The 23,122-nt window shown below is 43.2% G+C and carries 23 protein-coding genes; all 23 read right to left on the bottom strand.

What is annotated here, in order from left to right; all coding sequences use genetic code 11:
- Positions 1–191 precede the first annotated feature (191 nt).
- The 23 genes from MK370_RS09805 to MK370_RS09695 all read right to left on the bottom strand — a co-directional run bounded on the left by MK370_RS09805 (position 192) and on the right by MK370_RS09695 (position 23,073).
- Positions 192–1,601, bottom strand: a complete 1,410-nt coding sequence (locus MK370_RS09805; RefSeq protein ID WP_268685111.1) for a lipopolysaccharide biosynthesis protein — start codon at positions 1,599–1,601, stop codon at positions 192–194.
- A gap of 10 nt (positions 1,602–1,611) precedes the next feature.
- Positions 1,612–2,697 carry an NAD-dependent epimerase/dehydratase family protein gene (locus tag MK370_RS09800; protein WP_268685110.1) on the bottom strand — a complete coding sequence of 362 codons (1,086 nt, stop codon included), beginning with the start codon at positions 2,695–2,697 and terminating at the stop codon, positions 1,612–1,614.
- Complete coding sequence (ispD, locus tag MK370_RS09795; RefSeq protein WP_002894037.1) at positions 2,678–3,400, bottom strand: 2-C-methyl-D-erythritol 4-phosphate cytidylyltransferase; 723 nt, start codon at positions 3,398–3,400, stop codon at positions 2,678–2,680. Before ispD ends, MK370_RS09800 begins: the two co-directional genes overlap by 20 nt.
- Entirely contained in the window at positions 3,397–4,722 is a 1,326-nt protein-coding gene (locus MK370_RS09790) for an O-antigen polymerase (RefSeq protein ID WP_268685109.1), read from the bottom strand. Before MK370_RS09790 ends, ispD begins: the two co-directional genes overlap by 4 nt.
- Positions 4,722–5,645 carry a LicD family protein gene (locus tag MK370_RS09785; protein ID WP_268685108.1) on the bottom strand — a complete coding sequence of 308 codons (924 nt, stop codon included), beginning with the start codon at positions 5,643–5,645 and terminating at the stop codon, positions 4,722–4,724. The genes MK370_RS09790 and MK370_RS09785 overlap by 1 nt, the downstream gene beginning before the upstream one ends.
- Before the next feature lie 5 nt (positions 5,646–5,650).
- The gene (locus MK370_RS09780; RefSeq protein ID WP_268685107.1) at positions 5,651–6,610 is read right to left on the bottom strand and encodes a glycosyltransferase family 2 protein; all 960 of its coding nucleotides are present in this window, start codon (positions 6,608–6,610) and stop codon (positions 5,651–5,653) included.
- A gap of 90 nt (positions 6,611–6,700) precedes the next feature.
- On the bottom strand, positions 6,701–7,534 hold the full coding sequence (locus MK370_RS09775; protein ID WP_326845090.1) for a glycosyltransferase: 834 nt from the start codon (positions 7,532–7,534) through the stop codon (positions 6,701–6,703).
- Between the two features lie 10 nt (positions 7,535–7,544).
- Complete coding sequence (locus tag MK370_RS09770; RefSeq protein WP_268685105.1) at positions 7,545–8,405, bottom strand: NAD-dependent epimerase/dehydratase family protein; 861 nt, start codon at positions 8,403–8,405, stop codon at positions 7,545–7,547.
- A 6-nt stretch (positions 8,406–8,411) separates the two neighbouring features.
- Positions 8,412–9,017 carry a sugar transferase gene (locus MK370_RS09765; RefSeq protein ID WP_004185165.1) on the bottom strand — a complete coding sequence of 202 codons (606 nt, stop codon included), beginning with the start codon at positions 9,015–9,017 and terminating at the stop codon, positions 8,412–8,414.
- A 15-nt stretch (positions 9,018–9,032) separates the two neighbouring features.
- Entirely contained in the window at positions 9,033–10,835 is a 1,803-nt protein-coding gene (locus MK370_RS09760) for a polysaccharide biosynthesis protein (protein WP_002928279.1), read from the bottom strand.
- 38 nt (positions 10,836–10,873) lie between these two features.
- Positions 10,874–11,572, bottom strand: a complete 699-nt coding sequence (locus MK370_RS09755) for a polysaccharide biosynthesis tyrosine autokinase (protein ID WP_268685104.1) — start codon at positions 11,570–11,572, stop codon at positions 10,874–10,876.
- A gap of 10 nt (positions 11,573–11,582) precedes the next feature.
- Positions 11,583–12,278: a Wzz/FepE/Etk N-terminal domain-containing protein gene (locus MK370_RS09750; protein WP_268685103.1), complete on the bottom strand. Its 696-nt coding sequence runs from the start codon at positions 12,276–12,278 to the stop codon at positions 11,583–11,585.
- A 7-nt stretch (positions 12,279–12,285) separates the two neighbouring features.
- Positions 12,286–13,017, bottom strand: a complete 732-nt coding sequence (gene cps4B, locus MK370_RS09745) for a capsular polysaccharide biosynthesis protein Cps4B (RefSeq protein ID WP_268685102.1) — start codon at positions 13,015–13,017, stop codon at positions 12,286–12,288.
- A complete protein-coding gene (locus MK370_RS09740; protein ID WP_268685101.1) occupies positions 13,014–14,522 on the bottom strand; it encodes an LCP family protein in 1,509 nt (502 codons plus the stop codon). The genes cps4B and MK370_RS09740 overlap by 4 nt, the downstream gene beginning before the upstream one ends.
- Before the next feature lie 203 nt (positions 14,523–14,725).
- A complete protein-coding gene (gene nrdG, locus MK370_RS09735) occupies positions 14,726–15,325 on the bottom strand; it encodes an anaerobic ribonucleoside-triphosphate reductase activating protein (RefSeq protein WP_268685100.1) in 600 nt (199 codons plus the stop codon).
- Positions 15,322–15,840: a GNAT family N-acetyltransferase gene (locus tag MK370_RS09730; RefSeq protein WP_268685099.1), complete on the bottom strand. Its 519-nt coding sequence runs from the start codon at positions 15,838–15,840 to the stop codon at positions 15,322–15,324. Before MK370_RS09730 ends, nrdG begins: the two co-directional genes overlap by 4 nt.
- A gap of 9 nt (positions 15,841–15,849) precedes the next feature.
- Positions 15,850–16,347 carry a GNAT family N-acetyltransferase gene (locus MK370_RS09725; protein ID WP_268685098.1) on the bottom strand — a complete coding sequence of 166 codons (498 nt, stop codon included), beginning with the start codon at positions 16,345–16,347 and terminating at the stop codon, positions 15,850–15,852.
- Between the two features lie 52 nt (positions 16,348–16,399).
- Positions 16,400–16,540, bottom strand: coding sequence for a hypothetical protein (locus MK370_RS09720; RefSeq protein WP_002894059.1), 141 nt, complete (start codon positions 16,538–16,540; stop codon positions 16,400–16,402).
- Between the two features lies 1 nt (position 16,541).
- Entirely contained in the window at positions 16,542–18,737 is a 2,196-nt protein-coding gene (nrdD, locus tag MK370_RS09715; RefSeq protein ID WP_268685124.1) for an anaerobic ribonucleoside-triphosphate reductase, read from the bottom strand.
- A 221-nt stretch (positions 18,738–18,958) separates the two neighbouring features.
- Positions 18,959–20,506, bottom strand: coding sequence for a heme transporter CcmD (locus tag MK370_RS09710; RefSeq protein ID WP_268685097.1), 1,548 nt, complete (start codon positions 20,504–20,506; stop codon positions 18,959–18,961).
- Positions 20,507–20,544: 38 nt separating this feature from the next.
- A complete protein-coding gene (locus MK370_RS09705; protein ID WP_268685096.1) occupies positions 20,545–20,688 on the bottom strand; it encodes a hypothetical protein in 144 nt (47 codons plus the stop codon).
- Positions 20,689–20,865: 177 nt separating this feature from the next.
- Positions 20,866–22,401, bottom strand: coding sequence for a cardiolipin synthase (gene cls / locus MK370_RS09700; RefSeq protein ID WP_268685095.1), 1,536 nt, complete (start codon positions 22,399–22,401; stop codon positions 20,866–20,868).
- A gap of 192 nt (positions 22,402–22,593) precedes the next feature.
- On the bottom strand, positions 22,594–23,073 hold the full coding sequence (locus MK370_RS09695) for an SP_0198 family lipoprotein (RefSeq protein WP_002920422.1): 480 nt from the start codon (positions 23,071–23,073) through the stop codon (positions 22,594–22,596).
- Between the last annotated feature and the right edge of the window lie 49 nt (positions 23,074–23,122).

Raw genomic sequence — 23,122 nt, 5'->3', positions numbered from 1 at the left:
CCATAATCCGCAATAAGTTACTGGAAAAATTGTCTTTCATTTCCACTATATACAATGTATAGTTCAGCAAACTGATTGTAGCCAGAGTAACTTTATAAGTAGCTTTGTATACTAACGCTACATTACAAACCTAAAAAGCCCAGACAGGGCTTAGCATATAGATTGTTAAACTATTTATAATTTCTCGAGCATCAACGAGCCCGCAATTGTTGGAGCAGACCTTTCAAACTTTGGTATTTGTAAATGCTGTAGGTCAGATAGACAAATCCGTAAGCTGCAGCAGCTAGATAAACTGATAAAAACCAATTCGAAGCAATAAATACAAGCGTCATTAGCAACTCAACCCAGATATCTTTGACGACTTCGATCTGCATCCTCTTGGCTAAGATTAGCTCTGCCAGTATACTCCTAGTCGCCAGCAGCAGCACGATAGACAGCACTGTAGCATTCAGATTGCGCAGAAAAACTGCAAAAATCAAGGTAGTAGCAAAGCTTAAAAGCATGGCAATAACATTTACTTTAAAAATCTGCTTCTCCATTCGTAAGGCTTTTAAGTAGGTATTTATAAGCAGAGCCATCTTGCCCTCGTAGACAGACATAGGAAAGACCAGAGCCATAAATATCAAGGACTCTCTGTAAGCCGGCAGCCAGCTGTCCAAAGCTATTTTCAGGGGATAATACAGCAAAAGCACTCCAAACATAAGAACCATAAGGATATTCCGCAACTGATTGTAAATCTTAGGCAACTTGCTTTCGTCCGTCCGTTTCAAAATCGGAAAGATGACCAAACCGATAGCGTTGATAAAGGTCATCAGCAGATTGGAAATGCTCAGGGTCAAGGATACTTTCCCAAATGTAGCAATGTTCCATACCTTTTGAATCCCCATTCTAACCGTTCCGATAATGAGCATACTGGCTACATTTGATAGCATCAGGTTAATCCCGACAGCAATATTGCGAACCGTTTCCTGTATATCAAGCTTAAACTGATAGAGAGGTCGCAGAGCCATATCTCGGCATAGATACATGGCATAAAAAAGAGAAACAACTCTACCAATCAAATCTGCATAGACCATAATCTTGAAGTCTCGAAAACCCACGAAAATAAAGACCAGTAAGAGCAGTAAATAGAGGAGCCGGTCTCCACTGACAACATAGGAACTTTCCTTTAGTCGATTAGTCATCTGCAGAACGTAAACAAAGAGAAATCGCAGATTGGTGACCAACATGGTATAAACCAAAAGTATAAAAACAAACCGACTGCTCTCATCTCTAATAAAGGCAGAAGTCCCTAAGAAAAATAAAATTCCAATCCCTGTCAGATAGATCAAAAGCATGAGAAACTGAGAGAAAAACTTTTCTTTATCCAGATCATCATACTCCAAACCACCGTAGCGAAGGTAGATTCCGTCCACCCAGCCCAGATGAACAAAACCGGCATAGGATAAATAGAAAATATAGAGTTGCCAGTAGCCATACTCCTCTACACCCATAATCTTAGGCAAAATCAAGACAACCAGAGAAGAAACTATTACTGTCAGCAAATTGGACAAGACGACATAGGAAAAATTAGCTATTATTTTTTTAAATCCACCAGACAAATTAGCCCTCCTATTTCTTCCTATCTGATGCCATGCTTTCAATCAACCGTAAAAACATGGTTTCTAAATCAGTATGAGCTTGCCAGCCCAAACTCTCAAGCTTGTCCGTATTGAGACGAATCTTAACTGTCGGATTATAGCCTAGCTTTTCCACATCCTCTGCCAAATCAAAGACTAACTTTGTTTCATTGCTACCGCTTAGTTCAATAACCATTTCCGCCATCTCACGAATGGAAATAGCCGTCTCTTTATTGGCGACATTATATGCTTGACCTGCTTGGCCTTTCAGCAGAATGTAAAATATGGCTTCAATAGCATCTTTGGTATAGCAGTAGTTACGAACAGTCTCTCCTTTAGTTCGGAGGACAATATCTCTCTTTTCAAGGACAGCACGCGCAAACTGTGCAAAAACTCTGTTGTCTTCATAGCTCACACCTGGGCCAAAAGTTTGTGACAAACGAGCCATTCTAACAGGCACCTGATACTGATGACAATAGCCTACACACAAGGACTCTGCCATGCGCTTGCTTTCCGAATAACTGCTACGGACACTGGTTGGATCCAAATAACCGTAATCTTTCTCGCTAATGCTGGAAGCATCAGGACTTGTCGTCCCATAGACTTCCAGAGAAGAGAGATAGACCATACTGCGAACCTGCTTATTTTTAGCCAGATCCAGCAGTTTTTTCGTTCCATTTATGGCTAGATCAATTGTCTCCACAGGATGCTCAACGAAAAAAGAGGAGTCCGTCGCACTGGCTCCATGGATAATATAATCCAATTCCTCCTCTATCTGCCAATCTGACAGCAAGTCAGCATACACTAGCTGCAGATTCTCACTATGTAAAAAATCTTGAAATAGAGCTTCCGCTTTTTTATGATTTCGCGCCAAGGCCACTACTCTGACATTAGCTTCGTACAAATCATTTAAAGCCATCAAAGCGGAAATACAGTGTCTGCCTATAAGTCCTGTTGCTCCGGTTACCAAGACTGTAACATTGCTCAGTTCTCTGAGAATAGGACTGACAGCAGCTAGGTCTTCCATATCCTTTTGTAAAATTGTATTATTTCCCATATCAACCAAAAATTTGTGCATTTTCACGCGCTTCGTAAATCGCTCTAAAGATATAAAAATCAGATGGAGTCGTAATTTTGATATTTTCGCTGCCCCCCATGACTGTATGCAGAGGGAGACCAAAATAACGAGCCAACGTCGCAGAATCCGTCATATCAAACTGATTCTCTGCCTGGGCTTTTAAATGCAGGGAGTGAATCTTCGAAAGCGCGAAGGTTTGAGGGGCGACAGCTGTCTGACAAGTGGAACGCTCAATAACCTGATTAATAACATCCGCCTCATCGACCTGAATGACCGTTTCGATAACCGGCTTAACCGTAATAGCTGCCCCATACTTTTTGGCTGCCTCAATATTTTTAGAAATGATTCCCCCGTCAATCAAGGGACGAACACCATCATGAATCAACACATAGTCGTCATCGTTCTTGTACTTTTCCCGTAAGACAGATAGACCATTAAAAATAGACATTTGGCCAGTCTCTCCACCAGGAACCACTTGACTGACTTTTTTAATATTGAATCGAGCTAATAAATCTCTGCAATAATCCAGCCAGCCGTCTACACAGACAACCACAATGTCCGATACTGCCGGATGGTCTTCAAAGTGCTCAATCGTATGAATAATAATAGGCTTACCGTGCAACTCTAAAAACTGCTTGGGTAAGGTCTTGGTATTCATGCGGCTGCCTGTGCCGCCTGCGAATATCAGAGCTGATGTCGTCATACCGATACTTTCCTTCCTCTCGTTGTAAATCGTACTCTACTCAGTAAATCAGCTGCCATATAAATCACAAAAGCATAGATAATCCGATTAATATGGGTTGTCAGCAATGACAGCAATGTTTCCTGAAAGAATGAAATGACCAAAGGATACGCAAATAAAGCGAAAACAATAACCTTTAGCGGGGTGAAATAGCGTTTTTTGATAGAATAGTAGAAACTTCCGTAAAAGAAGCCATATAAAAGCTGAAAGATAAGGACTGAAAAATAACCAAAATCCTTGATAAAGTAGTAATAAATGGTATAAACATTGGTTTTATCGTCGTTAAAATGAACAACAGGCAAGAAAGGTGTCAGCTCATGGCTAGACAGACCGAGGGATTTCAATGTTCCATAGATAGCAATAAAAGTATTTTCTCCAAAGACTTGATTATCGCTATAAAGAGTAGGATTTTTCAGATAGTAGTCTAAAGCCTGAATGGGTGAACCCATATATTTAACCAAATTATCCAAAATTCCGAACTCTGCCCGACTATCCACTCGATTGAGAACAAAGGTTCCAACCGCCATAAATAAGACAAGGAATACAAAGCCAATTATCAGCAAAGAGCGAAAAAGCTTTACACCATACCTGCTGTCTCTCCACGAATAATACTTCGAGAAAAACAGCATATACACAATGGCATAGCCTGCAACCAAGCCCAGCAACTCCGTACGTCCGGTAGACAAGAGGGAAACACCTAAAGAAATCAGACTAACTAGCAATAACTTGCCCTTGTAAAAAATGCCATCTTTTCCTGAAAAAATAGACTCGCAGAAAAAGTAGAAGAAAACAATTCCTAAGGAAAAGTTAACCCGCAACAAATTAAGGCTAAGACGACTAAGAGAGAAATTATAATTTGTAGTCATATGCCGAGCCAATTCAATGGTTTTAAACAATCCCCCCGGTACCTGCTTGCTCTGCGCCGCCAAGTAAAGCAAATCGGAATAAATAAACCTGACCGCATAAGCCAAAAACAAGAGAACTAAAATAATGAAAAAATTACTTACCTTTATTTGGCTAGGTTTGGCGTCCAACTTCCTCTCAGCAAACAAATTCGATGACAAGAGGACTCCCATTAAAAAAATGGCATTTCCAACAAAGATAACAGTGACCGTTATTAGAGAAAGTCCCTCTCCCCATTTGGATGAATAAAATGCAGTAAAAATGCTTGCTATCATCCATATTGCAAGATATATAAAAGCCGGGTTAGCATAGTCTCTTCCTACTGTTTTGATTGTCAAAAACAATAGGAAGAGGCCACCCAAAATTAGTAAAAAAACCATTATCTTCCTTCTATTAATTCAACCCAATTATCTCTCAGTCTGACATGACGTTCTGTCTGTTCTTTTTTTTCAGGCGGCGTCATGTAATCACCGTAACGATTAGTCAAATACTTGTCCGCATCATTAGGTCCATCGAACTCATAGCCTTCAAAGGAATACTTCTTAGCTGGATAGAAACTTTCATAGTCAATAGTCTCTCCCAAATAGCCTTTTACACCATAAGCAATTGTTATTTTTGAAGTCTTCTTATCAGACTGGATGAGTTTTTCCATCAACTTATACATATTAGCCGGCCCCATGATAAAAGAAGGGAAGCCTATCAGTCTTCTGATCCAAAGATTTTGTCTGAGTTCTTTGGATTCTTTAGCCATATAGGTCAGATGCGGAGTAAACTTCGTATAGCAACGTGAGCTATTGTGTGACAAATCCAAGGCTCTGAATAGAAGCCCCTTGAGCTTGCTAAGCATGTTATTCTCTGGGACAAAGTCAATTGGCAGCATATCAAGATAAAGATGTTTCTTTTTACTGAAACCTTCTCCTAAAACATCATAGTAGGTCAGTGACTTGCTCTGCAGCTTTAGAACCTTAAAGACACTGTCTGTCGCATCCGCAGGAGAAATCAACTCGAAGTCCACGCTGTCCGCAAAGATTTCCTGCAGACGATTGTAGTCCTCTCGGAACATCACCAAGTCGATATCATCGTCCCAAGGGATATAGCCCCCATGTCGCAAAGAACCAATCAAGGTCCCTGCAACCATGTAGGAATGAATATGATGCCGACGACACTCTGCATCAAACTTTTTATACATTTGTAAATAGGCTTTTTGTAAAACCTTTAATTTATCATCCGTAATTTTTTGATACATGGGACTGAAGCGTTCTCCCAAAGCCAACTCCCATTCAATCTTACTGGTTCCTCTCATTTTTCTTACCTCCCAAACTTTTTCAATAATCTCCTAGCAAGTCCATTCAGTGAGTAGGTGTATACCAAATCACTGATGAAATCTTTTATTGTTCGATACTCCCTTATTTGAAACATCAGGCCCAAAGCCCAAAATGGATTTCTAGACTGTAAGAATTTCAGTCTAAGATTGGCCAAGGCCAAAGCCCTAGCAAGCTGGCGATGAGCCGCCTCAGAAATCTGACGCTCTTCTGCGATTTTTTGCACGGACTCATAGCGACTGATGACCTTCTGTAAATAGTTAATCCTAGATAACCTTGTTTTGTTAAAACTGAGCGACGACGCAGACTGGGTTACATTTGCCTGATGAATGCGATGCTGATCTAGAAGCTGGTCCAAGCAAACAACTTTTCCATACAATGGAGCCAGCATACCAAATAAAACATCATGATAGTCAAATCCAGGATAATCCGTATACTGCTGCTGCAAAATATCCGTCAGTACCGACTTTCTAAAAGCTGTCTGATAACCTGACGGCCAATTTTTCAGAAGCCAAGCTAGATTTCTTTCTCGACATTCTCCTGAAACCTTGGGCTCCTTGATGACCTGACCATTTTGATCAATCAAGTAAGACTGGCCATACACCATAGCAGCACCTGTTTCTAACAGTACTTTCTGCAAGGCAGCTGTTTTATCAGGCAGCCATTTATCATCCTGATCAGCGAAAAAAACAATATCGTGCTCAGCCAAACTCGCTAATTTTATAAAAGTTTGATAATGACCCAAATTTTCCTGATTTTCAATCAGCTGCCAATCAGTCAGTTGATGCTTGGTGATGTAGTCCCTGATTAGCACCACTGTCCGATCTGTCGAACAGTCATCACAGATAATGACCTGATCAGGCTTCAGCTTTTGAGTGCGGATAGAGTCTAGTTGCTCCAAAATAAAATCCGCCCCATTATAGGTCGCCATCACGACAGAAATCATTTCTCCCTCCTTCCTAAACTTTTCATCCTATATCCCCCTAACTTCTAGCTTTCTCCCTATCTAAGCTAGACTGCTCTGTCTGTAAAGTCATTACTTTCTTCTAAGCAGATACTTATAAATGAACGCTTTTATCCAAATAGGCGTTCCCACAAAAGCACGAATCATCAACATATTTTGATAATATTGCCCTCGGTTCAACATACCATGTGACAGCAAAAAAGTATTGACTACTTTCCAGCTGGCAATCTGCTCTGTCTGGCTTCTTCTCGTATGCATGCCGTTTCCGACACGAGCATAAACCAAAACCCGATTAAGATTGGCGAAACGACAGCCCTGAGCAGCCATTCTCGCCCAAAGATAATAGTCTTCCACTAAAGGCAAGGGCTTGTAATTGCCTGCTTTTAAAACAGATGATTTCTTGAAAAATACCGTCATGTGACAGAAAGGATTTCTCCGCTGCAACCTTTTGATAATCTCTTCATGGGAAAGCGGCATTTGTTTCTCTGCTACTATTTGATCTGGTTCCATGTCAAATTCTATGATATTGCCACCCAAAACATCTAACTGCGGATGCTGCTCAATATAGTCCACTTGTTGCTGGAAACGGTCCGGTGTCGCAATGTCATCTGTATCCATTCTAGCAATCCAGTCATAAGAGCAAGCCTCAACTCCCCGATGCAAAGCTTCTCCCAATCCGACATTTTCCTTTAAAGGTAGAACTTTCATCTCTGGAAATTTTTCCTTGAAATCTTGAATCGTCTGATACAGCACTTCTGTCAGCGGCCCATCCTCTACAAGGACAAGCTCATCTGGCTTGTGGTTCTGCTCTATAAGAACGCTATTTAGGCTCTTTCTTAAGAAATCCGGATTCTCCTTCTGATAGACAGACATCAATACCGAAAATTTCACTAACAATCCCCCCAATCATCCTAAACTAGTTTCCCTTCTCCGTCTTCTCAATAGACCTCCTAAAATCTGCTACCTGATAAGACTGAGAATAGCTAGACATCTCTTTTTCATAAGTTAAATCTGAAAACAGTTTATTCAGAGTCGAAACATAGCGGGACAGTCCTTTTAAAATCCAGTTAAATGCAGGCAGCAAGACTACTCTCTGGCCATGAGTCCTTTTTATTTCTTTGACTAGCTGAGAGGTATTGACATAGTCCTGATTTTGAGGATAGAAAACACCGCTGTCTTGATTCTGAACAATCAGTCTGATAAACTCACAAAGGTTATCAATATAAATCATACTACGTTCATTCTGGACCAAAGGGAAGACTGGTAGTTTCTGAGCCAACTTTGACAATCGCTTATAATTTCCCTTAGCTTGATGACCATAAACCATAGGCGGCCGTAAAACTGCCAATTTGAAATCTTCGCTCTCCAATTCCGCCAGAAGTTGCTCAGCAGCTAGTTTGCTTTTGCCATAAAAAGAATCAGGACGCTCTTCTGTATCCTTTGTGATAACCCGATCTCCCAAAACTTCGCCATAGACGCTCATGCTGCTCATAAAGATAAAATGTTTGACACCTTCGCCTCTAGCCTTTTGAGCTAATTCATAAGGTAGCTGAGTATTGACTTGATTATATACCGATTCCATCTCTTTTGATGGGTTGGAGATATGGACAATCGCCGCCAAATGCAAAATTACATCAAAAGACGAAAAATCTTTCTCCTTCCATGTTTCTCCGCGGACGTCCAACTCATCAACCTGGACATCCTCCCGTGAAGAAACATACCTCTTAAAGCTCCGGCCGATATAGCTACCCTCTCCCGTAATTAATATTCTTTTCATCAGCCTTTAATCTTTCTTTTCCATATTTCCCGTGCCGCCTTCGACAACTCCTTCGCTCTTAGCAACACTCTTAATGGTGCCAAAGAAACAGCGGACATCCAATCCAAAAGACAAATGCTGGACATAGTAGCCGTCCAATTCAGCTTTCTTAGCAATCGGCAACTCATCTCGCCCGTGAATCTGAGCCCATCCCGTCAGACCTGGCAAAACATCATTTGCTCCATAGCGGTCTCGCTCTTCAATCAAATCATACTGATTCCAAAGAGCCGGTCTTGGACCTATGATACTCATGTCACCAACAAAAATATTCCAAATCTGAGGCAACTCATCCAGAGACGTCTTCCTAAGAAATTTTCCAACCTTTGTAATCCATTGCTCAGGATTTTCCAGCAAATGAGTTGGGGTATCCTTAGGTGTATCAATTCGCATCGTTCTGAATTTCAAAATATAGAAGTGTTTCTTATGCAGACCGATTCGCTTCTGTTTGAACAAAACTGGTCCTTTTGAATCCAATTTAATAGCAAGTACTAGAAGCAGAAAAAATGGTGATAAGACAATCATTCCTAAGAATGATAAGACTATATCTAATGTTCGTTTAAAAAATTTATACATGATTATCCTAAAAACTTATTGCTGTGCAAACTTTACCAGGCTATCCTTGAGGTCATTTGCACCAAGAGTCAGAAGAGAGTCCACATAGGAATCCACCTCGGTCTTGGGCAACGACTGAACATTCCCTACAAAAATCTTTTCATAGACTTGATCATTGACCTTTTCCTTGGCGGACAAGAGCTCTTCATAAAGCTTTTCACCCGGTCGAATACCTGCTTCCTGAATCTGAATCTCCTCTTCAGTATGGCCGCTGAGCGTGATCATCTTTTTAGCTAGGTCCAAAATTTTCACAGGCTCGCCCATATCCAAGACAAAAACCTCTCCCCCTTGCATCAAGGCCCCAGCCTGAATCACCAAGCGGCTGGCTTCTGGTATGGTCATGAAATAGCGTGTCATTCGAAAGTCCGTCACGGTGATAGGACCTCCCTTGGCAATCTGCTCCTTGAACAAAGGAACAACACTACCTCGGCTGCCCAAAACATTCCCAAAGCGGACAGCTGAGAAAAGAGTCTTTCCTTCTTCATTTAAACTGGTCACGACCATTTCTGCCACACGCTTAGTTGCCCCCATAACATTAGGCGGGTTGACCGCCTTATCTGTAGAAATCATAACAAATTTCGCGACACCAGCTGCCTTTGCTGCTTCTGCTACATTTCGTGTACCATAGATATTATTTTTGACCGCTTCTGTCGGATTGTACTCCATCAAAGGAACATGCTTGTGAGCTGCTGCATGATACACTCGATCAGGACGATAGGTTTCCATAATATGGAAAATCCTCTCTCTATCTTGAATATCTGCAATGATTGGAATCAACTCAATATCATCTTTATAACGGCTTGACAGCTCCTTGTGAATCAAATAAATTGAATTTTCTCCATGACCTAGAAGCAGGAGCCTAGCTGGGCAGAATTGAGCAATCTGACGGCAAAGTTCTGAGCCGATAGAGCCACCTGCCCCCGTAACAAGAACTGTCTTGCATTTAATATTGGACTTCAAACTTTGCTGATCCAGCTTAACTTCTTTACGCCCTAACAGATCTGCAATATCAATTTCCTGAAGTTTGCTGACAGATAGTTTCCCCGTAATCACCTGTTCATACTTAGGCATGGCATTGACCTTGACCTCCGTTTGTTGGCAGTACTCTACGATTCGCTCGTAATCATCTGGAGCCAACGAAGGAATGGCAATGACAATTTGTTCAACTTCATAATTCCCTACAATTTCAGGTATCTGCTCAGTTGTTCCTACAACTTTTACTCCATGAAGATACGTATTTTGCTTATTCTTATCATCATCCACAATCGCGACTATCTTCAAATCTTTTGATTTTTGCTGGGCTGTCTTGATAAAAAGACTAGCACCATCCCCTGAACCGACAACAAGGGTCTTCGTCCCATCTACTTTCTTACCCAGTAAGGCTGAAGGGTGCTGCACGAATTCATGAATCTCCCGCCAAGTCAGCCTTGAAGCAATAACCAACAAAAACGATAGCAGCATAGAAAGGACAATATATCTACTGTTTGTGGATTCATAAAAGATTTTCTCTACAATGTATACAATCGAGTAAGCTCCCAAAATTGAGCCCCCAACTCGAAACATTGTTTTGTAATCTGTATACCTTGTAATGGTAGAAAAGACATTCGACAGTGTTGCAAATGTCAAATATAGTACAATAATCCCCATTAAAATAGAGACAAAAGATAAATCCGTTATCCCGACATATTTTGCTAAGAAGAATTTTGAAATCCCCTGACTTATACTGAGCAAAATAATATCAACAATAATTAAGATGACTCTTTTTCTCGCTCTTGTCATGTTCCTAATCTCCCAATTATCCTAAAACTCTTTATTCCCTATTTCCCATAATTGCCATAGCTGCCGTATCCCCCATAAGTTCCGTAGGCGCCATAGCGTTCCAAATCAATGTTATATTTATTGAGGACAACACCCAAAAAAGGAGTTCCCGTTTGCTCCAACTGCTCTTTAGCTTTCATGACTGCTTTTCGTTTGATATGTCCTGCTTGTGTCACCAAGAAGCTAGCATCACATTTCTGAGCGATGATAGCCGCATCAATGACCAGACCAATCGGTGAAGTATCTACGATGATGTAGTCATAACGAACACGCAGGTCAGTCAAAAGCGCTTCAAACTGCTTGCTTTGCAAAAGCCCCGTCGGATTAGGTGATACTGGACCAGATAAGATCACATCTAGGTTGTCCATATCTGTATCGTTGATGACTTCATGCAGGGCAGCCTGTCCTGACAGATAGTCCGTCAGTCCTGATACTTTTCTCTGACTGCTAAACACACCGGACATGACTGAGTTACGGATATCCGCATCAATCAGCAAGGTCTTATGACCAGCTCTGGCAAAGGCTGACGCGAGATTGACTGAGGTTGTAGACTTTCCTTCATTTGCCGTCACCGAGCTTATTTCGACCATCTTGATATTGGCTCCGCTCAGCTGTACATTAGTGCTCAGAGCGTTATAGTATTCCTCGGTTAGTTTGACAAGATTCCTTTTTTTCCTAACTAATTCTAAGGTTGCCATTTTCTCTCCCTTACATTCTGTTCATATCTGGGATAACGCCCAACAGCGTCAAGCCCATGACTTCTTCAATGTCTTCTGGCTTCTTCACCCGATCGTCCAAGATTTCTACCGCGATAATAAAGATCGACATCAGGACGCTGCCTCCTAAAAATCCTAAGATAACATTACGCCGAATATTAGGTGAAGACGGCTCTGCTGCGACTGTCGCTTCTTCCAAAGTTGTCACATCAGGGACTTTTGTCACCTCGATAATTTTCTCAGCGGCGATATTACGAAAGGCATTGGCAATGCGAGCTGCTTCTTCTGGATTGTCATCTTTAACCGTAATCGAAACGATACGAGTATCCGCCGGAACGGAAACGGTAATGTGACGCGTCAGCTCTCTTGGTGAAGTTTGCAGTTTCAACTCACTAATTGCCTGTGACAGAACCGCCTGTGACAGAATAATTTCCTTAAAGTCCTTAACGAGGTAAGCCCCCGCCTGCAGGTCCTGATTGGTCAAAGCTGCCTGCGTTTCGTTCTGACGGCTAACCACATAGATGCGTGTGGTGCTCTGATACATTTTCTTAGCAATAAAGACGCTGTAGCCAAAAGCCAGCAAAGAAAAGAGTACAGCTCCCAATACGATGGTGAACTTTTTCAACCATAAGGCTCTCAGCAAGGACAGAATATCGATTTCTACGATTTGCTTTTCTTGTTTTTCCATTTTTCCCCTAAATCAATTCATTTTTCAATAATAATGCTTGGTTGCCGCCAAAGAGGGCTTCTGCCCGGCGGGAACCGTATTTCTTAGCGACGATGTAAAAGGCCTCTTTCATAAAGGGCGGTCTCTGGCTTAGATTGTGCATGTCGCTGGCAACAAAGTGGACCAAGTCCCTCTCCAAAAAGAACTGAGCCCGTTTTTTCATAAATTTATGCGAGTCTCCAAGCAGCTTAGGCTTCAGAACACTGGAGCTATTAATCTGAGTATAGCAGCCCATATTAATGAGTTCCTGCACCTTCTTTTCATCATTTTCCAGGCAGTGATAGCGCTCAATATGAGCCACGACTGGTGTCAAGCCAAGCCGCAAAATCTGAGCTAGACCTGTATGGATGTCTTTATAAGGCGTTGCCATGCTAAACTCAATCAGCACATAGCGTGTACCAGCTAGACTGGGGACAATCCCCTTTTCCAACTTATCCGCCACATCACTGGTATAGTAAATCTCTGCCCCATAGAGAACCGTCAAGTCAGGCGCTACAAGCTCTGCCAGTTCTTTTACCATTTTAAAGTTAGCGCTAATGGTCTCCTCAGGCGTTTCAAACATGCCCTTTCTGCGATGAGAGGTAGAAATGATGGTCCGAACTCCCTGTCGATAACTTTCTTCCAGCAGTTTTTTGGAATCCTCAAAGGTCTTAGGACCATCGTCCACATCAAAGATAATATGAGAATGGATGTCAATCATGGTGTTTTTCCTTCCATTACCTGCTGAATCGCTGCCTTAGCATTATCAAGGCTTTCTGGCTGGATTTCCATCATGTAAAGATTGGAATCTGGCATAGCATAAGATGGTAGATCCATACGGCCGTTTCCGCTGATGGCTTGTGACTGAACTTGATAGCTTCCACCTGACTCCAGCTGGGTATTGACCAGATTCATAAGAACAGGCAACTCCATGTTGGTCTGGATAGAGTCCTGCAAGCCGGAAATAATCTTATTGTAGTTCTTCAAAGCACTGGTTGAAGTCAGCTTTTTAATGACTGCTTCGATAACCTTTTCTTGATTTTTCCCGCGGTCATTGTCGCCCCCCTGAAGGGAGTAACGCTCGCGAACAAAGCCAAGTGCCTGATCTGAGTTCATATGGACTTTCCCCACTGGAAAATGATGATTACCATGTCGGCTGGTAAATTCTTGGTCATTTTCAACATCAATCCCACCCAGCAGGTCTACTAGCTTGAGGAAGGAAGTGAAGTTCAGACGAACATAGTAGTCAATGCCAATGCCGTAAAGATTTTCCAGCGTGTGGACAGAAGCATCCACTCCGTAAATCCCAGCATGGGTCAGCTTGTCCATCTGTCCGCCTCCTCCATCTGCAATCGCCACATAAGAATCACGAGGAGTTGTAGTCAAGAGGACTTTCTTGGTCTTGCGATTAACTGTCATGATGATATTGACATCTGAGCGTGAGACAGATGAGATAGACCCATAAGTGTCAATACCACTGACATAGATATTGAAGACATCCGCATTGGCATCATCCCTGCGCTTGCCGGTCTCTACTTGACGAGTGATTTTATAAGTATAGATTTTCTTTATCTTTGAAGCATAATCAGCATCGTGAGAAGCCAGCATGTCTCCAAACGAGCTATTGAGGGCAATGGCCTCGGTCTCTTGATTGGTGAGGGCATTGTAGGCTGCGATATAAGACGAGCTGTTTTCTACAGTGAGTTCTGTCTTTTTAGTCTTCTTGATGTGGTCCAGAAGAGCCGTTACATTGTCCTTGTCTCCATTTTCAGTCGGAGCTGTCAGCTTCTTCAGTTGCGTCACATCTGATTTATCGCTGTCTGCCCGGACATAAACTGCCATTTCAATTTCAGAGTAATTTGAAGTGGAGTTCACACCTCTAGACAAGTCCATCAGCTCCTTGACCCCGTACATAGCTCCTGAGGATACCAGTAAGGTCACAAGCAAAAGTAAGGTTGTCAGGACTTTGAACTTATTTTTCCATATAAAGAAGGCTGCCAGTAAAATAACAGCCGCCAAAAGAGCAGACAAAATAAGGTTCAGGTGATGAAACGCCAGAACATTATTTTTAAATATAGAAAAAACAAGCAAACCTGAAACCAAGCTTACCAATGTCAGTAAAGCTACATTAAAGAGCCTAAGCTTCTTCCCCTTTTTAGAAGCAGGCACATTTCTCCTATGATGATTCATAATTCTCCCTTTTTCTCCCCTGAGATATAAATACATTTTATTATATCATAAATGCATTATGATACACTAAAATATTTAAAAATATTTTAGTTTTTTTCAAATTTTGTTGACAAAAAAGGACAGTCTGTATTAATTTTCAGTAAATTCCTTCTCCCTTCTCGAAAAACCGATATTTTATACTGTTTTTGGCAACAGAAAAAGAGGTGAAGCCTCTTTTATATCAGTATTTTGCTTGTTTTTTAAAGCATCTTATCTCTGTCAACTTGCTCATAGGCCTGGAGGCCATCATTAAGCTTGTCCCAGATGACTACCTGGCCTGCCTCAAGGGACTTCTGCACATCAATGATGCGTTGATTAGAAGAGCCGCGGAACTGTAGCATGAGATTCTTCTTGGTAAGGTCAAAACGACCGTCCACTAGAATGTCAATCAAACTCAGCAGCTCCAGCTTATCCTCCGTTTCCAGCATCATCTCCTCCCAGGTGTAGCCCGTCCAAGACCAGATATCCTTGTCCGGCAACTCTCTCCGAATCCGCTTGACCAAGGGCAGGAGAATACCTGTATTGATAAAAGGCTCGCCGCCTAGGAGGGTCAGTCCCTGCACATAAGGCTCCGCCAAGTCTTTCATAATCTGCTCCTCCAACTCTTGGGTATAGGGAATGCCAGCGTTGAAGGACCAGGTTGCTGCATTATAGCAGCCCTCACAGTGAAACATACAGCCACTGACATAGAGGGAGTTGCGTACACCTTCGCCATCCACAAAGTTAAAGGCCTTATAGTCAATGATTCGCCCTTTACTCAGCTCCTCACTTTTCCATTCTTGAGGTTTGGGATTGTTCATGACACCTCCCCATCTAGCTCTATCCAGTAGCGCTGACTTCTGTCGATTGTATTTTCATAAACACCGCCAGCAGAGAGAATGGTGCGGCGGCTGGCTTCGTTGTCTTCATCGCAGGTAATCAGCACTCGTTCTAATCCTTGCTTTCTAGCTTCTGCTAGCCCTAGCTTTAGCTGCAACTTAGCCAAGCCCTTTCTGCGTTGACTGGGGCGGATGGAATAGCCAATATGCCCGCCCTCCACAAATAATTTGTCATTCAAAGACAAGCGCAGAGCTAAAAAGCCCAGAGGCAAGCCGGTCTCATCAAAGGATAAAAATTGAATGGCAGCAACCCAGCCTGCTGGCAAATTAGCAGCATCCTCCTGCTGCTCTACAATTTTTAACCAATCCTCATAATCCTTTGCTCGTTTCCAAGTGGAGCCCATGCCACCGTGCATATAGGATTTTGCTGCATCGAACTCCGCAATCACCTCTAAAATCGCGTCTTTATTTTCCAAAGTTGGTCGTCGTAACTTCATAGGCTTTCCTCAATCTATATCAATCCAATAACGCTCTTTCCCGCCTCGAACATCCTCTAAAGCTCCGCCATTAGCCAGAATCACTGCTCGACTGGCAGCATTGTCACTATCGCAAGTCACTAGGACTTGTCTAATATTTTTACTTTTGGCTACTTGCAAGCCTTGTCGCAGCTGCTCTTTGGCCAATCCTTGCCCACGCGCAGACGGACGAATACTGTAACCGATATGCCCGCCTTCTTGGAGCAAATAGTCATTGAGCCGCAAGCGCAGATTGAGAAAACCCACAGCCTGACCATCCGCAGCAAAAGAGATTAGTTGGATGTAAGGCACAAAACCTTGCGGCAAGCCTAGACCTGCCTCAGCTAGCTGAATCGTCTCCAGCCAGTCCTCATAGGCAAAATCCGCTCCGCCAAAGAAGCCGTCCTGCCGGCTGCCAGCTGCTTCAAAGTCAGCCAGCATCTCTAAAATCTTTTCCTTTTCTTCTAGCTTCGGTCGTCTCAGTTCCATACTTCCTCCTGATACGAAGAGAGTGAGACCGCCTTGCGCCCCACTCTGACTTCTATTGTTTCTTGTTCTTTTCTAAAAATTGCTGACGCAGTTTGGCCAATCGTTCTTTTTTGCCGCTGCCTCCCTGCGAATGTTTTTCATGGAAACGCTGCACCTGAGCCTTTCCTTTGTCGTCCAATTGATACTTTCCCATCTTAATTCCCTTCGTACTTAATAGTCGAGCCATTCATGTGCTTGACCCGAGCTGATATTTCCTTGTGTCGGCCATTGACCATCGGACGGGCTTGAGGATTTCCTAAGTAACCGCAGGTCCGCTTGACCACATCGACCGTCTTGGGATCGCTGTTGCCGCAGTTTGGACAGGTAAAGCCCCGCTCGGTCGGCGTGAAGTCCCCCTCAAAGTTACACTTGTAACAGCGGTCAATCGGTGTATTGGTTCCCAGATAGCCGACCCGATCATAGGCATAGTCCCAAACTGCTTCCAGTGCCTTTGGATTTTGCTGCAGCACAGGATATTCACAGTAGTGAATAAAGCCGCCTGAAGCACCCACTTCAGGATAAATCTTCTCAAAGTCCAGCTTTTCAAATGGCGTTGGATTCTTGCGCACATCGTAGTGGAAGGAGTTAGTATAGTATTCCTTGTCAGTAATATCCGGAACAACCCCAAACTTCTCTGTATCCAAGCGACAGAAACGGTCGGTCAGACTTTCAGATGGCGTCGAGTAGACAGAAAAATGATAATCATACTGATCTGACCACTCTTGCACCCGGCGCTTCATATCTTTGACAATAGCAACCGTAAAGTCCTTGGCTTCAGGATTGGTCTCCCAGTCGCCGCCGTAAAAGACTGCTGCCACTTCATACAGACCGATATAACCTAGGGAAACCGTTGCACGACGGTGAGTAAAGAGCTGGTCTACCTGATCATACTTGCCCAAGCGTTGGCCAAAAGCCCCATACTGATAAAGAATCGGCGCATTGGCTGGACTGGCTTCTTTGGTCCGCTCCACCCGGTAGACCAAAGCATCTTCAGCGATATTCATCCGCTCGTTAAAAAGTTCCCAGAATTTATCTAAATCCCCCTCGGACTCAAGCGCAATCCGCGGCAGATTGACAGTAACGACACCCAGATTAATACGGCCAGAGTTGACTTCCTGGCCATTTTCATCCTTCCAGCCTTGCAGGAAAGAACGGCAGCCCATCGGCACCTTGAACGATCCAGTCAAGTCGATAATCTTGTCATAGGAAAGGACATCTGGATACATGCGCTTAGTGGCACACTCCAGAGCCAGTTCTTTGATATCGTAGTTCGGCGTTCCCGGCTCGAGATTGAGCCCACGCTTCAGGGTGAAAATCAGCTTAGGGAAAATTGCTGTGCGGTGCTCGCTTCCCAGTCCCTTGATACGGATATTGAGAATGGCCTTCTGAATTTCCCGCTCAAAACGATTGGTGCCCAGACCAAAGCCCAGCGAAGTAAAAGGAGTCTGACCATTAGAGGTAAAGAGGGTATTAATCTCATACTCCAGCGACTGCATGGCATCGTAGATGTCTTTCTTGGTCTTCGCCCAGGCGTATTCTTCCTGCTTATCCGGCAAAACCCATTGCTCCGCATCCTTGAGATGCTTTTGGTGATTAAGCTTAGCATAGGGCGCCAAGACTTCGTCAATTCGGTCCGCTGAGCAACCTCCATACTGGCTGGAAGCTACATTGGCAATAATCTGTGAGATTTGCGCTGTCGCAGTCTGGATAGACTTGGGACTCTCTACTTCTGCATTCCCAATCTTGAAGCCATTTTTCAGCATGCCGTCAAAGTCAATCAGACAGCAGTTCGTCATCGGTGTATAAGGGCTGTAGTCCAAATCATGGTAGTGGATGTCCCCCTTCTGGTGGGCGTTGGCCACATGAGGCGGCAGCATCTTAAGCCCAATGGATTTGCCGACAATCCCGGCTGTCAAATCCCGTTGGGTATTGAAAACATCACTGTCCTTATTGGCATTCTCGTTAACCACCGTACGATCTTTGTTAAGGAGCTTGTCAATAGTAAAGTTGATGTCTGTCGCTTTTGAGCGCTCAAAATCCCGTTGGGTGCGGTAAGTGATGTAGTTCTCCGCAATGGCATATTCCTTGGCATTTAAAAGCTCATGCTCAACGATATTCTGAATCTCATATATTTTGACATACTTAGCGAAGCGACTGCTAATTTCTGCAACAATGCGGTCTGTGATAGCTTCTAGCTTGGCTTCCAGCATCGGATTCAGCGGACCGACTTCCTGAGCTGCCCGCACCATAGCCTTATAGATCTTTGACACATCAAAAGCCACCCTGCGGCCATCCCGCTTCTCCACATAAATCGCTGGAGCAGTTTCAAACTTCTCTTCCCTTAAAATCATCATGAACACTTCCTTTTCCTGCCCTTAGGACAAATAAAGCCTCTTCAGACCAGATAGCTAGGGAGGTATTTCTAGGAATTCTCCGATAGCTCTTCATCCAAAGAACAGTATTTTTTAAATAAGTCGATACAAGACTCATTATAGCACGTTAAAATTAAAAATCAATATATTGTGGCAAAAAAGTTAATTTTTAACTTTAGACACAACATATTGATTTTTTACTACTTGAGTTGATAAAGCTTGAAATGGTCGAGTTTGAGGTCAGCTTCCTTGTAATTTTGGGAAATTAGCTGCTTCACATCTGACAGCAATTTGACATCATTGTTAACCAAAATATACTTGGGCTGGCTGTTTTCAAGTCCCTTCTGAAGACCCAAACGATTTTCAGCCGTTCCCACATACAAAGTTGGAGTCAAGAGAGAGACAGCAGATAGGCGGCTGCTCTTCTGATACAGACTAGCCGAGGTATCCCAGGCATAGATAGTATCCCCATCCTTAGTCTTTTCCTTAATATACTGAGCCGCTTCACTTCTTTCAGCAGATACACCGCTGGAAAGGATATACTCATTCACCAAAGGATAGCCAATCAGATAAAAGATGGCTAGGAGCGGCAGAAAGAACTGGCCTGAGAGATAGGAAGTCCACATCGTAGGACGACGGCGATCCCGGCGGTGACGCCCCGGTACCTGCTGCTTGCCTTTATTGAACCACAAAGCAAAAAGAATCATAGCAAAAGGCAGGGCCGGAAGCAGTTGATAACTGCCTTGATCTGGCAGGATAAAAGCCGCAAAGACAGTAATGAAGAGCCCTAGCAGACCGATAAAGCGCAAGACGCGCAGGCTGGTTGCTTGCCCCTTTTCTCTTGAAAAGAGATTGGCACCCAAAGCAGAAATAAAACCTAGACCGACCGTCAGCAAGCCATAATAAACCAAATTAGAAATACTATGACTGCCAATCAAGCTGATGGAATCCCAAGCATAGGTCACCTGACTGATTGCCTGGCCAAAGGTTTGATTGGCAACAGTAAAGTAGCCGATAGGATAAAAAATCACTGAGAAGCCAAAGAGACCAGCTAAAAGCTGATAGAAGCCTCGAGCCGCACGCTTGGCTGCGATATTGTAGACCACAAGTACCAGAGCAGTCAAAGAGTAGAAGACTAGGCTGGAAACCGGATCAATCATAAAAGCAAGAGCTCCAAAAGCTCCATAGATAATGAACTTTTCATCCTTGATTGAATCCTGCAGATAGCGCACCAAAAAAGATAGATTCCAAAAAATAAAGGGCAGAACAAAAATACTAGAATAAAGACCGCCAAATCCAAGAGCAAAGACTAGCAGGTAAAAGAGCAGCAGGAGGCTGCGCGATAAATCCTGTTTAGGCTGTAAGAGCACCAAGGTCTTGTGCAGGAAAAGTCCAGCTAGCCACAGAGCCAGCGTCTGAAAGACAATCCACAAAAGCTGGCCAAAAGCCAGGCTGCTGGTCCAAGCCATCAGATAGTAAAGCAGGCCACTGGTTCCATATATTTGCGAATAAGGCACCTGCCCCTGAGCCATGGCCCAACCGGTATAGAGATTCTGGCTTTGTAAATTCGTTGCTAGATTGGTCAAAAAAGGATTGACCACACTCAGTAGGCTGATAGCCAAACTGCACAAGAGGGTCAAAAAATAGGGCGTTGGCTCTGGCTTGGTAATTTTTTGCTCAGACCTTTCAGCCCTAGTTAGCTGCTCCTCTGAAACCTCTAAAACTTTTTCTTCCGTTGTATCATGCATATAAAATATTCTCCTTGATATCAGTCCCATCTAGTATATCAAATTCCTGTCCTCCTGTCAGCTTTCTCTTGACCCTTCTTCTGAGCATTATAGTTCCTAGCCAGTTCCTCCAATTCCCGAAAACAGCGATACTCTCTCGTTTCATAAGCAAGCGGCTGACTGGAAATTTTCTCCATTGTCATCTTAAAAAATTCCTTTATTTTTTACATTCGTAAAAACAGAGCAAAAATCCGCCCCCCTATAAAAGAAAAAATGACAAGAACACATCTCAGCACGATTAGTAAAAGTACATGCAAAAAATCTGAGACTTCCGCCTCAGATTTTCTGTATATTACTGCAGAACTTGCCCACCTCTTGCATTAGAGCATGGGTGCAAAGAGCTGCATGATTTCTTTGATAAAGCGTCGATACCAAGTGCTATGGAGGTTTTCAGGAAGAATCTCCTCAGAAGCCTTAAAAATGGCTTCAAAATTTTCCTTAATAGCTGAGAGATTCTCTGTTTGGTACATCAGAACTGCATTTTCATAGTGGTGTACCAGACTGCGGTAGTCAAAGTTAATCGTCCCTACCACAGCAAATTCATCATCGGCCAACACGTTCTTACTGTGGATAAAACCTGGTGTATACTCAAAAATCTTAACCCCTGCTTCCATCAGATCCGAGTAGGAACCGCGAGTAACAATCTGAATCAGCTTCTTGTCCGGAATGAAAGGAGTCACGATGCGGACATCCACTCCCCGCATAGCAGCATTCTTAATATCCTCCGTCAGGTCATAGTCAATAATCAGATAAGGCGTGGTAATGTAGACATAGTCCGTAGCCTGACTGATGATATTTTGATAGACCGTTTTGCCAACCTGACCCTTATAAATAGGCTTAGGACCGCTTCCATAGGGAATGTAAAGCCCTTTGCCTTCGACAGCTTTATTTTCCAGATGGTATCTGTCAAAGTCTGTGATTTCACCGCGGTTGATATACCAGTTCATGAGAAAAAGCCGTGTCAGAGCCTTAACCGCCCGACCTTCCAAGCGCACACCGCCATCTTTCCAGTGGCCAAAACGAACGATATGATTGATATACTCGTCAGCCAGATTGATGCCGCCAGTATAGCCAACCTGGCCGTCAATCACCAAGATCTTGCGGTGGTCACGGTTGTTGTAGGATACCGTCATTCGCGGAATCACCTTGTTAAACTTATAAGCTTCGATACCCATCTTGCGCAGCTTACGTGTATAATCACCCGGCAAAGTAGCCATGCAGCCAATATCATCATAGAGCAGCTTGACTTCAACGCCCTGAGCAGCTTTTTCAACCAAGATTTCCAGAATACTGTCCCACATTAGCCCTTCATCGATGGTATAATATTCCAGAAAAATGAATTTCTCAGCAGTTCGCAGATCAGCCAGCATGGCCTCAAACATCTCCTCTCCGATGGGAAAATAGCGAGAAGCTGTACCATCATAGACATCCGCATTATTGTCCATACTCAACAGCGACTTGATAATACCATAAGCCGACTTGTTTTCCTGTTTCAGCTGGACACGAAGCTCATAACTATTGTCCTCTCGAAATTTCATAGAGTCCATATTTTCCAGCTGAATCATTTCTTTTTTAGACAGCCGCCGCTCACCAAACATTAGATAAAGCAGGAAGCCAAAGACCGGCACGACAGCAATCAGGAGCCAGGTCACCTTGTTCTCCGGCGGCATATTGCGGTTGACAATGGCTAAAATGGTTCCGATATACAAGAACACAATCATGACTACTGACAGCCAGTTGGGCGCAATCTCATTTAAATAGAAAAACGCCACAAAGACAAAGACCAGCTCCAGCAGCATAATAATAATGCTGAAACCGTATTTTGACATTAATAAGCGGAATTTCCTGAAAGTCATACACTCTCCTATCTCATTGCATATATTCTAGTATAGCAGTAAAACTGCCTTAAAACAACGTTTATATCAATGCAAATTATATTTCTAACCGATGAAAATCTAAACACAGATTTTGAATACTACTATCCTAAGAATTTCACTGCAAGATTGTAAGTGATAAAAGGAAAAGCCCATAAAGACAGGACTCTTTCATCATTGTTTGGTAAAGACCAGTGTGTCATCGTCATAAGGCTCTTGGGAAAGGTCCTCGATAGTCAGCTGATTGCCCTCAATGCGATAGCGCTTGACATCATCTCCAATGACCATAGTCTGGTTGGTAGCATCAATCTGAACCTGTTCAATTTCCTGATCACCATCCGCCTCGACCTTGGTCAGCTGGCCAGTAGTTCCTGAAATCTGTAAGGTCAGCTGATCGCCTTCATGACTTGTCTGATAGCTGCCATCCAGCTCGCCACTGGCTGCTTGCTCAGAAGAGGATGCTGAAGCAGATGAGCTACTATTGGCAGCACTAGACGTGCTAGCTATCGACGAAGACTCTGCTGGCTTGCTGGAAGCGACTGACTGAGACTGAGAGGAAGGTGCCGTCTGGTTCTGATTAGAACCGCAAGCTGCCAAGGCCAAAACAGCCGCAGCAGTTAGACCTGAAAACATTAACTTTTTAGAAATTGCCATAGTATTCTCCTTTTTCTTCTGTCTTTATTGTACCAAAGCGGAACCTTGC

Origin of the sequence: Streptococcus sanguinis, from assembly GCF_026781265.1 — a bacterium.
In the GTDB taxonomy this organism is placed as follows: Bacteria; Bacillota; Bacilli; order Lactobacillales; family Streptococcaceae; genus Streptococcus; species Streptococcus sanguinis_T.
Note: the sequence above shows the minus strand (reverse complement) of the source record. Positions and strands in the feature narration are given on the sequence as shown.

Bases quoted from the DNA above. Each gene is read 5' to 3' on its own strand.
- MK370_RS09800 (WP_268685110.1), bottom strand. From the start codon at position 2,697: ATGCACAAATTTTTGGTTGATATGGGAAATAATACAATTTTACAAAAG.
- ispD (WP_002894037.1), bottom strand. From the start codon at position 3,400: ATGACGACATCAGCTCTGATATTCGCAGGCGGCACAGGCAGCCGCATG.
- MK370_RS09790 (WP_268685109.1), bottom strand. From the start codon at position 4,722: ATGGTTTTTTTACTAATTTTGGGTGGCCTCTTCCTATTGTTTTTGACA.
- MK370_RS09785 (WP_268685108.1), bottom strand. From the start codon at position 5,645: ATGAGAGGAACCAGTAAGATTGAATGGGAGTTGGCTTTGGGAGAACGC.
- MK370_RS09780 (WP_268685107.1), bottom strand. From the start codon at position 6,610: ATGATTTCTGTCGTGATGGCGACCTATAATGGGGCGGATTTTATTTTG.
- MK370_RS09770 (WP_268685105.1), bottom strand. From the start codon at position 8,405: ATGAAAAGAATATTAATTACGGGAGAGGGTAGCTATATCGGCCGGAGC.
- MK370_RS09765 (WP_004185165.1), bottom strand. From the start codon at position 9,017: ATGTATAAATTTTTTAAACGAACATTAGATATAGTCTTATCATTCTTA.
- MK370_RS09760 (WP_002928279.1), bottom strand. From the start codon at position 10,835: ATGACAAGAGCGAGAAAAAGAGTCATCTTAATTATTGTTGATATTATT.
- MK370_RS09755 (WP_268685104.1), bottom strand. From the start codon at position 11,572: ATGGCAACCTTAGAATTAGTTAGGAAAAAAAGGAATCTTGTCAAACTA.
- MK370_RS09750 (WP_268685103.1), bottom strand. From the start codon at position 12,278: ATGGAAAAACAAGAAAAGCAAATCGTAGAAATCGATATTCTGTCCTTG.
- cps4B (WP_268685102.1), bottom strand. From the start codon at position 13,017: ATGATTGACATCCATTCTCATATTATCTTTGATGTGGACGATGGTCCT.
- MK370_RS09740 (WP_268685101.1), bottom strand. From the start codon at position 14,522: ATGTATTTATATCTCAGGGGAGAAAAAGGGAGAATTATGAATCATCAT.
- nrdG (WP_268685100.1), bottom strand. From the start codon at position 15,325: ATGAACAATCCCAAACCTCAAGAATGGAAAAGTGAGGAGCTGAGTAAA.
- MK370_RS09730 (WP_268685099.1), bottom strand. From the start codon at position 15,840: ATGAAGTTACGACGACCAACTTTGGAAAATAAAGACGCGATTTTAGAG.
- MK370_RS09725 (WP_268685098.1), bottom strand. From the start codon at position 16,347: ATGGAACTGAGACGACCGAAGCTAGAAGAAAAGGAAAAGATTTTAGAG.
- MK370_RS09720 (WP_002894059.1), bottom strand. From the start codon at position 16,540: ATGGGAAAGTATCAATTGGACGACAAAGGAAAGGCTCAGGTGCAGCGT.
- nrdD (WP_268685124.1), bottom strand. From the start codon at position 18,737: ATGATTTTAAGGGAAGAGAAGTTTGAAACTGCTCCAGCGATTTATGTG.
- MK370_RS09710 (WP_268685097.1), bottom strand. From the start codon at position 20,506: ATGCATGATACAACGGAAGAAAAAGTTTTAGAGGTTTCAGAGGAGCAG.
- MK370_RS09705 (WP_268685096.1), bottom strand. From the start codon at position 20,688: ATGACAATGGAGAAAATTTCCAGTCAGCCGCTTGCTTATGAAACGAGA.
- cls (WP_268685095.1), bottom strand. From the start codon at position 22,401: ATGACTTTCAGGAAATTCCGCTTATTAATGTCAAAATACGGTTTCAGC.
- MK370_RS09695 (WP_002920422.1), bottom strand. From the start codon at position 23,073: ATGGCAATTTCTAAAAAGTTAATGTTTTCAGGTCTAACTGCTGCGGCT.